The 13,807-nt window shown below is 54.7% G+C and carries 15 protein-coding genes; 6 read left to right on the top strand and 9 right to left on the bottom strand.

Going from position 1 to position 13,807, the window contains the following annotated elements:
* Window position 1: 1 nt before the first annotated feature.
* On the bottom strand, window positions 2-988 hold the full coding sequence (gene dusA / locus G5253_RS14180) for a tRNA dihydrouridine(20/20a) synthase DusA (protein WP_042062963.1): 987 nt from the start codon (window positions 986-988) through the stop codon (window positions 2-4).
* Between the two features lie 137 nt (window positions 989-1,125).
* On the opposite strand from dusA, the gene zur reads away from it, so the two are divergent.
* The 3 genes from zur to G5253_RS14195 are packed head-to-tail and all read left to right on the top strand — an operon-like array spanning window position 1,126 to window position 2,270.
* Window positions 1,126-1,584 carry a zinc uptake transcriptional repressor Zur gene (zur, locus tag G5253_RS14185; RefSeq protein WP_160882369.1) on the top strand — a complete coding sequence of 153 codons (459 nt, stop codon included), beginning with the start codon at window positions 1,126-1,128 and terminating at the stop codon, window positions 1,582-1,584.
* Window positions 1,574-2,035 (top strand): chemotaxis protein CheX, encoded by a 462-nt coding sequence (locus tag G5253_RS14190; protein WP_005343179.1) that lies wholly within the window; start codon window positions 1,574-1,576, stop codon window positions 2,033-2,035. Before zur ends, G5253_RS14190 begins: the two co-directional genes overlap by 11 nt.
* A 4-nt stretch (window positions 2,036-2,039) precedes the next feature.
* Window positions 2,040-2,270 carry a hypothetical protein gene (locus G5253_RS14195; RefSeq protein ID WP_160882368.1) on the top strand — a complete coding sequence of 77 codons (231 nt, stop codon included), beginning with the start codon at window positions 2,040-2,042 and terminating at the stop codon, window positions 2,268-2,270.
* A gap of 73 nt (window positions 2,271-2,343) precedes the next feature.
* Here G5253_RS14195 and brnQ (G5253_RS14200) read toward each other — a convergent pair whose 3' ends face one another.
* The 3 genes from brnQ (G5253_RS14200) to G5253_RS14210 form a co-directional block, all read right to left on the bottom strand.
* Complete coding sequence (brnQ, locus tag G5253_RS14200) at window positions 2,344-3,621, bottom strand: branched-chain amino acid transport system II carrier protein (protein WP_266135431.1); 1,278 nt, start codon at window positions 3,619-3,621, stop codon at window positions 2,344-2,346.
* A gap of 429 nt (window positions 3,622-4,050) precedes the next feature.
* A complete protein-coding gene (brnQ, locus tag G5253_RS14205) occupies window positions 4,051-5,355 on the bottom strand; it encodes a branched-chain amino acid transport system II carrier protein (protein WP_266135400.1) in 1,305 nt (434 codons plus the stop codon).
* A gap of 191 nt (window positions 5,356-5,546) precedes the next feature.
* Entirely contained in the window at window positions 5,547-6,257 is a 711-nt protein-coding gene (locus tag G5253_RS14210; protein ID WP_266135399.1) for a tRNA1(Val) (adenine(37)-N6)-methyltransferase, read from the bottom strand.
* Window positions 6,258-6,376: 119 nt separating this feature from the next.
* On the opposite strand from G5253_RS14210, the gene srmB reads away from it, so the two are divergent.
* Window positions 6,377-7,600 (top strand): ATP-dependent RNA helicase SrmB, encoded by a 1,224-nt coding sequence (srmB, locus tag G5253_RS14215; RefSeq protein ID WP_058059701.1) that lies wholly within the window; start codon window positions 6,377-6,379, stop codon window positions 7,598-7,600.
* 72 nt (window positions 7,601-7,672) lie between these two features.
* Here the strand turns inward: srmB and G5253_RS14220 are convergent, their stop codons facing one another.
* From G5253_RS14220 to rlmB, 3 genes are read right to left on the bottom strand one after another with little or no spacing between them, the layout of a single operon-like run.
* The gene (locus G5253_RS14220) at window positions 7,673-8,128 is read right to left on the bottom strand and encodes a GNAT family N-acetyltransferase (protein ID WP_266135398.1); all 456 of its coding nucleotides are present in this window, start codon (window positions 8,126-8,128) and stop codon (window positions 7,673-7,675) included.
* Window positions 8,129-8,184: 56 nt separating this feature from the next.
* Entirely contained in the window at window positions 8,185-8,757 is a 573-nt protein-coding gene (locus G5253_RS14225) for a Crp/Fnr family transcriptional regulator (RefSeq protein WP_266135397.1), read from the bottom strand.
* A gap of 2 nt (window positions 8,758-8,759) precedes the next feature.
* Complete coding sequence (rlmB, locus tag G5253_RS14230) at window positions 8,760-9,509, bottom strand: 23S rRNA (guanosine(2251)-2'-O)-methyltransferase RlmB (protein ID WP_266135396.1); 750 nt, start codon at window positions 9,507-9,509, stop codon at window positions 8,760-8,762.
* Between the two features lie 702 nt (window positions 9,510-10,211).
* On the opposite strand from rlmB, the gene G5253_RS14235 reads away from it, so the two are divergent.
* On the top strand, window positions 10,212-11,366 hold the full coding sequence (locus tag G5253_RS14235) for a phospholipase D-like domain-containing protein (protein WP_421203590.1): 1,155 nt from the start codon (window positions 10,212-10,214) through the stop codon (window positions 11,364-11,366).
* 45 nt (window positions 11,367-11,411) lie between these two features.
* Here the strand turns inward: G5253_RS14235 and G5253_RS14240 are convergent, their stop codons facing one another.
* Together G5253_RS14240 and G5253_RS14245 are read right to left on the bottom strand one after the other, a co-directional pair.
* On the bottom strand, window positions 11,412-13,040 hold the full coding sequence (locus G5253_RS14240; RefSeq protein ID WP_266135394.1) for a class I SAM-dependent methyltransferase: 1,629 nt from the start codon (window positions 13,038-13,040) through the stop codon (window positions 11,412-11,414).
* Window positions 13,037-13,219, bottom strand: a complete 183-nt coding sequence (locus G5253_RS14245; RefSeq protein ID WP_266135393.1) for a hypothetical protein — start codon at window positions 13,217-13,219, stop codon at window positions 13,037-13,039. Before G5253_RS14245 ends, G5253_RS14240 begins: the two co-directional genes overlap by 4 nt.
* A gap of 259 nt (window positions 13,220-13,478) precedes the next feature.
* Here G5253_RS14245 and G5253_RS14250 point away from each other — a divergent pair, with 259 nt between their 5' ends.
* The gene (locus G5253_RS14250) at window positions 13,479-13,682 is read left to right on the top strand and encodes a DUF4282 domain-containing protein (RefSeq protein ID WP_410170588.1); all 204 of its coding nucleotides are present in this window, start codon (window positions 13,479-13,481) and stop codon (window positions 13,680-13,682) included.
* The last annotated feature ends 125 nt before the right edge of the window (window positions 13,683-13,807 follow it).

Here is a 13,807-nt window from a genome sequence, read left to right on the forward strand (position 1 = left end):
CTTATTCGGCCGTCTCGCTGCTGGCAAACTCCGGCACCTTGGCCATGGCATCCAGCACCACCTGAATACCGGCGCCCGGTTTGCAGGCGTTCTCGCTCAGGTGGCGGCGCCAGGCGCGAGCCCCCTGCATGTTCTGGAACAGCCCCAGCATATGGCGGGTCATATGGGAGAGGTAGTTGCCCTTGGCCAGCTCCTGCTCGATATAGGGCAGCATCATCCGCACAACCTCGTGGCGGCTCGGCACGGCGTTGTTCTGGCCGAACACCAGATTGTCCACCTGCGCCAGAATGTAGGGGTTCTGATATGCTTCACGCCCCATCATGACGCCATCGACGTGTTGCAGGTGCTCCAGAGTCTGCTCCATGGAGGTGACGCCGCCGTTGAGGGCGATGGTCAGCTCCGGGTAATCCTGCTTGACCCGATAGACGCGGGGATAATCGAGGGGCGGGATCTCGCGGTTCTCCTTGGGGCTCAGGCCGCTCAGCCACGCCTTGCGGGCATGGACGATAAAGGTATCGCAACCGGCATCGCGCACCTGTTCGATAAAGGTCTGCAGAAATTCGTAGGAGTCCTGATCGTCGATGCCGATACGGGTCTTCACCGTCACCGGAATATCGACCACATCGCGCATTGCCTTGACGCAGTCCGCCACCAGCGCTGGTTCGCCCATCAGGCAGGCGCCAAAGCGACCGTTTTGCACCCGATCGGAGGGGCAGCCGACGTTGATGTTCACCTCGTCATAGCCGCGCTCCTCGGCCAGCTTGGCACAGCGCGCCAGATCGGCCGGATTGCTGCCCCCCAGCTGCAGGGAGATGGGGTGCTCCTGCTCGCTGTAACCCAGATAATCCCCCTTGCCGTGGATGATGGCGCCGGTGGTCACCATTTCGGTATAGAGCAAGGTCTGGCGGCTCATCAGTCGATGAAAGTAACGGCAATGCCGATCAGTCCAGTCCAGCATGGGGGCGATGGAAAAACGCTGCGCCTGCATAAAAATCATCCGGGTTGGCTAAAGAAAGGGGCGGATTTTATCACAACGTGAAGCAGCCCCAGAAAATGAATTTTGTCGCCGCGCCATGCGAGGCCCTGTGATAGTATCCGGCTAATAGAAAGGGTATCTGCGCGATCATGAATCAAGACCAACTTTTACAACGAGCCGAGCGACTCTGTATACAGCGAGGGATCCGCTTCACCCCGACCCGACGTCAGGTATTTCGCCTGCTGGCGGCACACGGCAACGCCATCAGCGCCTATGATTTGTTGGCCCAGCTGCAACAAACCGAAGCCAATGCCAAGCCGCCAACCGTCTATCGGGCACTCGATTTTTTGCTCGAACAGGGCTTTGCTCACAAAGTGGAATCGCTCAACGCGTTTATCTTCTGCTGCCACTTCGATCACGCTCACCCGATGCAGCTGCTGATCTGCGACGAGTGCGGGGATGTGGTCGAACTTCACGATAGTGCAATAGATAGCGCGTTTTCCGAGCAGGCCCACTTGCATGGCTTTACGATTACCAATAAGACAATAGAGGCACATGGCCAATGTGCTCGCTGTACGCCCACTGTAGGAAGTCATCATGAAGGCTGATTTTGTAAATCCGTTCCTGCTATCTCTGCTCAATGTGCTCTCGACCATGGCACAGCTGGAACTAAAACCGGGCAAACCGAAACGCAAGATGGATGAGCTGGCGCGCGGCGACGTCTCCGGTCTGATCGGCATGGTCGGCCCGCAGACCCGCGGCTCCCTCTCCATCAGCTTCGAGAAGGGGCTGGCGCTGGAGATCATGCGTCGCATGCTGGGGGAAGCTCCCGCCTCCATCAATGAAGAGGTGACCGACATGGTCGGTGAAATCACCAACATGGTGACCGGCGGTGCCAAGCGGATGCTGGGCGAGAAGGGCTACGAGTTTGACATGGCGACCCCCATCATCGTCTCCGGCCCCAACCACACCATCACCCACAGGGCCGATGGCACCAAGATAATGATGCCGTTCGAATCCGATTTCGGTCGCGCCACTATCGAAATTTGCTTCGAGTAATCCTATGTGGAAAGCATTGAAATGGATTTTCATCTGCTGGGCACTACTGTTGATCCTGTCGGACATTCAGATCAGCACCTCCCTCTACAAGTACGAAGATAACCGGGTTCTCATCAACTTCCCGCGCTGGGAAACCAAACAGCCCTGGGGCACCTTCGAGTGGCATGCCGGACGGGTAGAAACCCACTGGTATGGTCTGGATGGCAAACCCAAGCCGGCAGGCCCGCAAATCTGATCCGGTAACGGATCCGGCAGAAACAGAAGAGGCCAGCAGATGCTGGCCTCTTTGCTATCTCGTTGATCCTGAATCAAGCCGCTTCGGCAGCCAGCTTTCCGTTCGGTCGCATCAAGATGCCAACGATGCAGGCCAGCAGAGTTGGCAGCAGCCAGGCAAGTCCCTTGTCGAACAGCGGCAGGAAGGCAAAGCCGTCCATAGCCATACCAGCAGCGCCCAGTCCGTCCAGACAGCCAAACAGAAAGGCGACCAGCAGCACGCCACGAAACGCCAGCCGTGGCTGGGCAAACCACCCTTTGAGGAAGGTCACCAGCACCAATGCAATGGCAACCGGGTAGATGGCTACCAGCACCGGGATGGAGAGACTGATAAGCTCACTCAGCCCCACATTGGCCACCAGCGCGCAGAGTGCCCCCAGCAGCATCACCCACTCGTGGTAAGCCCAGCCAGTCAAACCTTGGAAATAATCGGCTCCGGCACAGAGTAGGCCTACTGCACTGGTAAAACAGGCCAGAGTGATGATGGCCGCCAAAATAAGCTGCCCAGGCTGACCAAACAGGCTCAGGACGTAGGCATTGACGATGGCACCGCCGTTGCTGATGTCGCTCGCCACCCCACCGGCACTGTTGCCAAGCTGGAAAAGGGAGAGATAGACCGCCGACAACCCGACCGCCGAGATCAGGCCCGCAATGGTGAGGTATTTGAACTGGCTGCGATAATCCTCGATCCCCTTCTGGCGCAGCAACCCGATGATCAGGGCGCCAAACATCAGGGATGCCAGGGTATCCATGGTGTTATACCCCTCCAGCATCCCCTTGGTGAGCGGAGCGCTGATGTAGTCACCGCTGGCATCGGGCATGGTACCCTGTGGCGCGATAAAGACCCCGACCGCCAGAATGAGCAGCATCGCCATCAGGGCGGGAGTCAGGTACTTGCCAACCGCATCGAGCAGTTTGCCCCGATCGAGCGCCACCATGATCACCAGCGCAAAGAAACTCAGGGTGTAGATCAGCAGCCCCTCATGACCGGCATCGCCGAGCCAGGGCTTGAGCCCCATCTCGTACGCGACCAGACCGGTGCGGGGAATGGCAAAGGCGGGCCCCATGATGATATAGATGGCGATGGCCAGCGCGGTCGCCGCCCCGGCGGGCAGATAGCGGGTCATTCCGGTCCAGCCACTCGCGCGGCCCCCCGAACTCCCCTTGGCAACCGCAATCAGGGTGATTAACGGCAGCCCCACCGCCGTCAGTAGAAAACCGCACATGGCGGCCAGCAGATGCTCACCAGCCATAAAACCCGCAAGCGGCGGAAAAATGATATTGCCAGCCCCCAGATAGAAGGCAAACGTCATAAACCCCAGTCCGAATACGTCGGACAACTTCAATGATTTCGTCAAACCCACCCTCATCTGCCTTATCAGCTTGTTATTGATTGCACCCACTGCCTGGCAGATAACCGGTAACAATGTCTCTTGCTTCTCTCTCGTACGGATACCGGACAAGAATTGCGCATTCAGCATAAAGAAAAGGAATCAAATCTCAATATCAAATTAATACATTGAAACAATTTGAACAAATAGAATTAATCACCAACAAGTTTGCCATTCTCAAAATGATGTAAAGAGAGATTGAGCAAAGAGGCGAGAACAGGCAGCAAAAGCGCGGAACAGGCAAGCGTCACCGGCAGTGACCATCACAACCCTGCAAAACACAATGCAGAGTGACGGAAAGCAAAAGAGCCTGCACGGGGCAGGCTCTTGGCAATATCACATCGGGCGTGATCAGGCAGCTTCGGCAGCCATCTGTGTCGGACGCACCATCACGCCAACTACGCAGGCCAGCAGGGTCGGCATCAGCCAGGCGAGGCCCTTGTCGAACAGCGGCAGGAAGGCAAACGCATCCATCTTCATGCCGGCAGCACCCAGACCATCCAGGCACCCGAACAGGAAGGCAACCATCAACACGCCACGGAACACCAGACGGGGACGGCCGAAGTAACCCTTCAGGAAGGTGACCAGCACCAGCGCCACGGCAACCGGATAGATGGCAACCAGCACCGGAATGGAGAGGCTGATCAGCTGGCTCAGGCCCACGTTGGCCACCACGGCACAGATAACGCCCAGCAACACCACCAGCTTCTTGTAAGCCATGCCGGTCAGATTGTGGAAGAAATCGGAACAGGCGGAGATCAGACCGACTGCAGTGGTAAAACACGCCAGAGTGATGATGGCCGCCAGAATGAACTGACCCGGCTGACCAAACAGGCTCAGTACGTAGGCGTTGACGATGGCGCCACCATTGCTGACATCCGTCGCCACACCGGCTGCCGTGTTACCCAGCTGGAACAGGGAGACGTACACCACGCTCAGACCAACGGCAGAGATGAGGCCGGCAATGGCCAGATACTTGAACTGGCTCTTGTAATCGTTGATGCCTTTCTGGCGCAGCAGATCGACGATCAGGGCGCCAAACATCAGGGACGCCAGGGTGTCCATGGTGTTGTAACCTTCCAGGATCCCTTTCACGAAGGGGCTGTTCTGATAGTCACCGGACGCGTCAGGCATGGCGCCTTGCGGCGCTACGAATACCCCGACCGCCAGAGTCAGCAGCAGCAGCATCAGTACCGGAGTCAGGTATTTGCCGATGGCGTCCATCAGCTTGCCCTGGTTCATGGAGACCAGAATGGCCACACCAAAGAAGATCACGGTATAGGCCGCCAGACCCGCTTGCCCCATATCACCGATGAACGGCTTGAGGCCCATTTCGTAGGCAACCAGACCGGTACGGGGCGCGGCAAAGGCCGGGCCTATGATGATATAGATGGCAACGGCCAGCGCAGTCGCAACACCGGCAGGCAGCAGTTTGGTCATGCCAGCCCAACCGTTACCGGCTTTCGCCACGGCCAGAATGGTTACCAGAGGCAGGCCCACGGCAGTGACCAGGAAGCCAAACATCGCCAGGGAGAGGTGCTCACCAGCCATGTAACCGGCCAACGGCGGGAAAATGATGTTACCGGCGCCCAAGTAGAAGGCGAAGGTCATAAACCCTAATCCGAGTACATCGGACAATGTGAGTGATTTCGTCAAGTTCAACCTCGTCTGTCTTGTAGATTATTGCTTGTTATAGTTTTTATCGGTCGCTGACCGGGTGTGTTCAGGGGGTATAAAAAAAGAGCCCCGCATGTTTTTTCATCGCAACCAGTGGTTTTAGCTGGTCTGGAGCGGGCGCTCGATCTGGAACCAGCATAATGGCGTGAAAAAATAGTTCAAGACGAAATTTACATCTTCAAATAGAAGGGGTTGGTCAGTTGGATATATCTGTCGGAATAGGCCCCATCAGCAGAATGGATCACAATTTCACCCCTCTCACACCTGTTTAATCCTCTGCCAAGTAGCAATAAAACACGATTTGCCTCTTTACCCTCTCTGGTGATAACAGCTGTATAACAAATGCCATGCAGATCATAATTCGCCGAAATGCATAAAATTTCATCGGCCATCGCCGTCGGCAGCACCAGCGCCACCTGCCCGTTCGGGCTCAACAAACGATTGCAGGCCGCCAGTAATGCGGGGCTGTCGAGGGCGCCGGTATGGCGGGCCAACGCCCGCGCCGGATCGCTAAATGACTGGCCTGCCACGAAATAGGGAGGGTTGGAGACGACAAGATCGTAAGGGGCGGCCTGATAATCCTGAATGGCACTCTCTATGATGGTCACCCGATCTGCCCAAGGAGAGGACGCCGCATTCTCCCGCGCCTGGCTGGCCGCATTAATATCCAGCTCGACCGCATCAAGACGGCAGTCAGATCTGCTGCGCTGGGCCAGCATCAGGGCGATCAGGCCGCTGCCGGTGCCGATATCGAGCACTCGACGCGCCTGTTCGACCGGCGCCCAGGCACCGAGCAAAATGCCATCGGTACCCACCTTCATGGCGCAGCGATCGTGATTGATATGGAACTGTTTGAAGGTAAATCCGCGACTACGTCCCATCTGGCCCCCGTCATCTGCAAAAATGGTGGGCGATTATAGCGGCTAAGACACACTCACCAATAGGAGCCGACGAGATAATCGCCTATAATCTGCCGTTTCCTTAATGACCGAGTATTGCCATGAGCCAGTCCTTTGATGATTTCGACCTGCACCCAGCCCTCAACCGGGCCTTGGCCGAGATGGGATTCACCCGCCCCACCACCATCCAGCAGATGGTGCTGGAGCCAGCCCTGGACGGCCGCGATATTCTGGCATCCGCTCCGACCGGTACCGGCAAGACAGCCTCCTTCCTGCTGCCGGCACTCCAGCACCTGCTGGACTTCCCGCGCCGCAAGCCGGGCCCCTGCCGCATGCTGATCCTGACCCCGACCCGCGAGCTGGCGCTGCAGGTGACCGCCCACGCCAAGGCGCTGGCGGCCCATACCAACCTCAGCATCGAAACCATCATCGGCGGCGTCAGCCATGAAGAGCAGCTGCCTGCCCTGACCAAGACCACCGACATAGTGGTGGCCACCCCGGGCCGTCTGCTCGAGTACATCGAGAAAGAGGAGTTCGAGAGCCACGACATCGAAGTGCTGGTGCTGGATGAAGCGGACCGCATGCTGGACATGGGCTTTATCAAGGATGTGAACCGCATCGTGGCCGAAGCGCGCTACCGCAAGCACACCATGCTCTTCTCCGCCACCCTGGAAGGGGCCGGCCTTGAGAAGTTCGCCAACGAGATCCTCAAGGATCCGGTGGAGCTGCACGCCGAGCCGCCCCGCAGCGAACGTCGCCCCATCACCCAGTGGATCCATCTGGCCGATGACGCCACCCACAAGCTGGCGCTGCTGACCCATATCCTGAAAGATCCGGAAACCCAGAAAGCCATCATCTTCGTCAAGACTCGCGAGCGTCTGGCGGAGCTCTCCGGCCAGCTGCAGGCTGCAGGTATCTCCTGCGCCTGGATCCGTGGCGAGATGGAGCAGAGCAAGCGTATCGAGTCGATCCGCAAGTTCCACGAAGGGGAAGTGCCCTTCCTGATCGCCACCGACGTCGCCGCCCGTGGCATCGACCTGCCGAACGTCAGCCATGTCATCAACTACGACATGCCCTACGGCGCCGACGTTTACGTTCACCGTATCGGCCGTACCGGCCGCGCCGGCAATCGTGGCTGCGCCATCAGCCTGGTGGAGGCCCACGACATGGCGATGGTCGCCAAGATCGAGCGCTACACCGAAGAGCGCCTCAAGCGCCGGGTGATCGACGAGCTGCGCCCGAAACATAAAGAGGCGCGGGTACCGGTGAAGAAGAAAAAGCCGGTCGACAAGAAGAAGTCCGCCAAGAAGAAAAAGAAGAAGTGATCGCCTGGCGATAAAGAGAAGGGCCATCCCGCGGGATAGCCCTTCTGCATTCTGCATCACTCTGACGAGTGGTTATGCCGCCACTCTGCGCATTCCCATATGGGGGATATCATCTTCGAGATAGCCTTCCCCTTCCGCCACAAAACCGTGCTGGCCATAGAAGCCCTGCAGATGGGCCTGCGCCCCCAGCCAGATGCTGTGGGTCGGCCAGCGTGCCTCACACGCCTTGACCGCCTCGCCGATCAGCTGGTGACCGAGACCACCGCCGCGCGCCTTGGGTGAAGTTACCACCCGACCGATGGCGGCGCCGCTCTCATCGCCGATACCGGGCGCCATGATCCGTGCATAGGCGGCCAGCAGATCGCCCTGATAGCCGAGCAGGTGCCAGACACCCTCGCGGCGATCGAGCCCGTCCAGATCCTGAAAGGGGCAGGTCTGCTCCACCACGAACACCTCGGCCCGCAGCGCCAGCAACTCATACAACTCGTCTGTGGTCAGTTCAGACCAGGGTTTCAGGATCCAGTTCATCGGCAACTCCTTATCAGTTCGGCCTGCCAGCATAATCGTGGCGCCAGCGCCCTGCATTAACCTTTGTTAAGTTCTTTCAGCCGTTTGCGAATGCGGCTCAGGCTGATGGGGGTAATGCCGAGATAGGCGGCGATCTGGTGGTCGGGCACTCTGGCATCGAGCGCGGGAAAACTGTCGAGAAAGTGCTGATAGCGCGCCTGCGGGCTGCCGGTGAGCAGCAACAGCTCCTTCTCCTCCTTGATGCGCAACTGCACCTCCAGCAAGTGCTGATACCAGCGCGGCCAGCCGGGCAGCTGGCGCAGGTCGGCCAGACTGAACAGCTGCAGACGGCAAGACTCCAGCGCCTCCACGCTGTAGCGGGCTGGCTCGCCACTAAGCAGGTGGTGGAAGTCGAGAAACTCGTCCCCCTCCCAGTAGAACTCCTTGATGTACTCGCGGCCATCCTCCAGCACCAGCTTGGCCCGCAGCAGCCCCTGCTCCACCCTGACCAGCAGATCCGGGCTGTCGCCGGCGTGCCAGAGGCAGCTTTTCGGGCGGAGGGTCAGCGGGCGGGCAAAAGAGAGGAGGCGCGCGGCCTCCTCTCTATCTGCGACCTGCGCCCAATCGAAGGGGGGTCTGTCAGTCAGCATGATTAACAGCGACGCTGACGCACGGCTTCAAACAGGCAAACGCCGGTTGCCACCGAGACGTTGAGGCTGGATACCGCCCCCGCCATCGGGATGCTCACCAGCTCGTCGCAATGTTCTCGGGTCAGACGACGCATGCCTTTACCTTCAGCACCCATCACCAGCGCCATCGGGCCGGTCAGTTTGGCCTGATAGAGGTCGTGATCTGCCTCGCCAGCGGTGCCGACGATCCAGACACCGCGCTCCTGCAGCTCGCGCAGGGTACGGGCCAGGTTGGTGACCTGAATCAGCGGCACCACTTCGGCCGCGCCACAGGCGACCTTGCGCACAATCGGGGTGAGACCCGTGGCCTTGTCCCGCGGCACGATCACCGCATGAGCCCCGGCGGCATCGGCGCTGCGCAGGCAGGCGCCGAGGTTGTGCGGATCGGTCACGCCATCCAGCACCAGCAGGAAGGGCTGGCTCTGTTGTGCCGCCAACTCGTCCAGCAGGCTGGCCAGATCGTGCTCGGCCAGCTTCGGCGCCTCTTTCACCCGGGCCATGATGCCCTGGTGATTGTTGCCTTCCGCTTTGTCATCAAGGGTCTTGCGGTTCACGCTCTGCACCTTGAGGCCGAGGGACTCCAGCTCGGCCAGCAGGGGTTGCAGCCGGTCGTCATCCCGCCCTTTCAGCGCCCATACCTCGATGAAACGCTCCGGGGTGCGCTCCAGCAGCGCGGTGACAGCGTGAATGCCGTAGATCAGTTCAGTGCTCATGTTCAAGATCCGTAGGTCGGGTCGCATAAATGCGCCCCGAAGAAAAATGGCCGTACCGGCAGCCTGACCCCTATGATACTGGTCTCGTCACCGGTCGCTAAATGATGGCGCATCATACCAGAGAGACCGGCATCTAGGGAGGAGGAAGCTGCTCGGCCAAGCTCCGGATCTATAACAGGCCTCTTGATACGGCTGTACCATCATCCTTGATTGTGCTCCTGACCCTGTCCGGCAGTGACTAAGTGGGCTCGCTACGCGGTGCACAAAACGGTCGCAGTCCCATTTTCAGCCCTTGGAGATCAGCCCTTTCCTTGTTGATGTTCGACTTCAACACGGCTCAGGATGACTAATTTATTGATCTTGCTCAGAAAACCATCACCTTCCACTTCCCTCTCCAGCATCGCTCGCTAACATAGCCGTTTGGCAACAGCCTCGTCGGAGTCACCTATGAGCCAAGCCAGCGAAACCGCGCAGGTAAAAAGCAGCAGACTGGAGGCTGACATTCAGGGGCGGTAGCCTTGCCGGATGGAATGGGTAAGCGAGTGAAGCAAAACGGTGGCTGTCCCAATTTCAGTACGGTTAGCAAGGTGGGTGGTAAGGATTTTTTGCCAAAGTCAAAATTAAAGACCTGACCCCATCATTCCTTCATTGTGGCCACCACTACTCGCAAACAATAATTTCAGAATTAAAAAGGATATATAATTGGCAAAAGTATCAGCTCTTACACAGGGGCTTGCCCCTAATCATGATCATGAACATGCAATAAATAACTTAATTGATTCTCCGTGGGCAGATGACTTATTTATCAGTGTTGCATTTGTGAGGGAAGCGGGAGTAGCAAAAATTGAGACGGCTCTTCAGAGAAAGAACAATATAGCTCAAGTTTTTGTTGGTATTTCGAATGGAATAACTTCTAAACAAGCATTAGCTAAACTCTTAGCAATCGGAGTGCAACTTCACGTCATAGATATGGGGACGCAAGCAAGTCTTTTCCATCCAAAGCTCTACGCCGCAATTGGTGCTCAACAAGCCACCTTTATCGTGGGGAGTGCCAATCTGACAGCTAGCGGGCTTAGCGATAACGTTGAAGTTAGTTCAAAAGTTGAACTTGATTTGACTAATCATGATGATAGTCAGTATGTTTCAACGCTAATTGATCCATTCAGGGCCTTGATTGGTCAGCATCCATTGAATGTATTTCAGATCACCGCTGGAAACCAGTTAGACGACTTAGTAAATGAAGGCCGGTTGGAAGATGAGAGCATAAAGAAAAAAGCTCCCGTCATTGGCACTAAGACTCCAGGTGGGCAATCAGTGGCTACACCTGCCTTACCAATACATCGAAGAAAGCCTCAGGCTGTACCACAACCTGTTCCTGTTCAGGTTGCGCCACCAAACCCGCAGAATCCCCAAGCTGTTCCAGCCGCAGGCTTGGTTTGGTCCAGTAAAGAGTTAACGGAAAGAGATTTATGCATCCCTACTGGCAGTAACACCAATCCAACTGGGTCTATGTACTTAAAGAAAGGCCTTCTTGATGGAATTGATCAACGACACTATTTTAAGGATAGCGTGTTTGTAGGGCTAACATGGACACCTGATGCCCGCCCCAGTAAAAAACACCTATTGAGGGCAACAGCCACTTTTGAAATCATTATTAATGGTATCTCAAATGGTAATTACGATTTGCGCTTGACCCACAATTCTAAGACAAACACAAAAACGTATGCCCAAAATAATGCAATGACTCAGATACATTGGGGGGATGCTAAAGCGCTTGTTGCCAAGCGAGGACTATTGGGTAAGCACATGGCACTTTACCACCTGGGTGGCAGTAACTACCAGATAGAAATCACCTAAACGTAATCAGAGGCGTCAGATGCACTGAACGCCTCATTTCCCTGATTATTTTCTCTGTCTCCGGTCTCGGAACCAAGACCAAATTTGAACCAATCTCTCGACATCTTGTTCAGACAATCCAATGTGCTGCAACACACGATAGCCATTTCTGCGCAACACCTCTTCCATAGGTAGAGTTCGAATTTCCTCATCAAGCAGTGCCAGCTGGATATCAACTCCATCAGGAATAGGTAGCCATAATTTTTCAATTTCTGATGGCACCAACTCTAATACGCCACCACCATAATACCGCCCATTCAGCTCCGCAGAAATTGCGGTGATTGGATTCATAAAGCAATATACGAGAGTGTCTGGATCAATATTACCCAGAGGTCTTATTCTGTATGCGGTATCCGTAGTGTATGCACTAATCTGGTTGGAAATTAAACGTGGAGCGTCATGACAACGCTTAAGCATCCCAATGGCAGTAGCGTAAACAGAAGGTACTTTGTACCATGGTTTACGGATCCGGCATTTGTAGCGCTTGTGTAGTTCTTCCTGTTCACCCTGAGCGATGTAGTGCTTCACGTTTTCTGGGTAGGTGTTGAGCTCATCCTCAAGCAGAAGAAAGTTTGTTGGGTTTCCTGAATCCCTATTAGACTGGTGTTGTGCTTCGTCATATATGACGCCTTTACAATGCTCGCTTCGACCAAACATTGGGTGCACATATTGATGCAATTTGTGTTGCTTTACTGTCTCGTCATCAATTAGGAAAAACTTGTTTGCACCAGTAACGATCCCAACATCTACTGTAGCAATTTCACTGTAGATATGGACGTCATCGTGCCGACAAATGTCATTATAAAAAGCTAAATCTTCGGGGGAGAACAGAGCCTTAGTCCATTTCCCCGCGACTGTTTCACCATTGATTCCGACGGCATTTTCGAAGAGTTGATTCGGATCAGTTTCAAGAAAGTCAAACCCGCGCACACTCTCAATGGCGACTCCTTGGGTCGGCTCATGAAAGTCCATTTTCTTCTCGGCCATAATTATCACCGCACCTTGCAGGGTGCCCTCGAACCAAATTTCCTGAGGATCAATGATGACAACCTTACTGCATTCGGTACCAAGGTAAGTACGCAATGACTGTGCGTGCAAAACATGCACAATTTCAGATGGGATGACCATTCCGAGTCGACCACCTGGGCGTAGCAATGAAATGGAAGCCAAGATAAAAGGCACCCATGCATTGGTGTGTTTAGTGAATTTAAGACCGAGTGTTTGAAATACCCGCTCTGTGTTCAGCTGAAATTCCATTTCAAGGAACTGATATCGGATGAACGGAGGGTTGCCAACCACAGCATCGAAAGGGTGCGCTTTTTCTAACAGTGCAATATTGGCCCAATTTAAAAAGTCACCTTCATTTATTTGAAAATTATTCAACCCTGATTCGGCGGCTCTTGATCTGGCTTTCTCGGCTTCGACATCGAATAGCTCATAAGCAGTGACCTGTACGTCTTTGTTAAGTTTTTTCTCAGCAATGCTTTGCAGGAAAACACCGTCTCCACAACTCGGCTCCGCAATGTGTTCAGGATTAATTGCACAAACCCAGCTTGTTACATAGTCTGCTAAGGGTTTTGGTGTATAGTAGCCGCCCCTGAGCTTTTGGGTTGTCTGGTCTGCTTTGAACTTCATTCTTTTTCACTCCCGAAACTGTCCAGCTCTGCTTTGAGTCTTTCTTTCACATAGGATGACGAAGATTCGATAAACCATTCTTTTAAGGTTTTTTGTTCCAATGCCAATACGGCATAGAGCTTTCGCTTTAAGTCAGGGTCAATCTCAAGAACTAATCGACCAGATTCACTTTTTGACATTTCAACGCCCCTTGTAACATATAGCATCTATGTTCATTATATTACCTATGTGCGAAATGTCACGAAAAATCCTAATAAATGGCTGTTGTCGGACGTACCTACGCTGCGCTTCGGTACGCCGCAAAGCCAAGCGTTAGGCTTCAATCATAGGGTTCAATAATAAAATTTTTAACTACAAGGAAATATAATAATGAAATCAATTTTTTCGTTTAATTCAATGTTAACACCTAAGTTAGTGACTGGCCTATATTAGTTTCTGTTGTTAATCGCATTAGTTTCTGGGTTAGGAACTATTTTTGGTGGATATGGTGGCGTTACTTTGACGAAGTTTCTCATGGGCCTTTTGACTATATTGGGAGGCGCAATTGCTGCTAGAATTTGGTGTGAACTAATGATTGTGATTTTCAAAATAAATGAAAACTTACAAGTATTAAAAGATTCAAGTAAAAAGTCAGAAGCCTAACAAAGGAAAAATAGGACACCCACCTTTCTAAGCGCCGCGTAGCGACCAATAAAGTGACCATCGCGCAGGGAGTATGCCCCTCGCCATCGGCACGGCGCCTGGCTGAGCCCCGCCCAGAATCTAAG

This window comes from Aeromonas sp. 602658 (genome assembly GCF_049173005.1).
In the GTDB taxonomy this organism is placed as follows: domain Bacteria; phylum Pseudomonadota; class Gammaproteobacteria; order Enterobacterales; family Aeromonadaceae; genus Aeromonas; species Aeromonas veronii_A.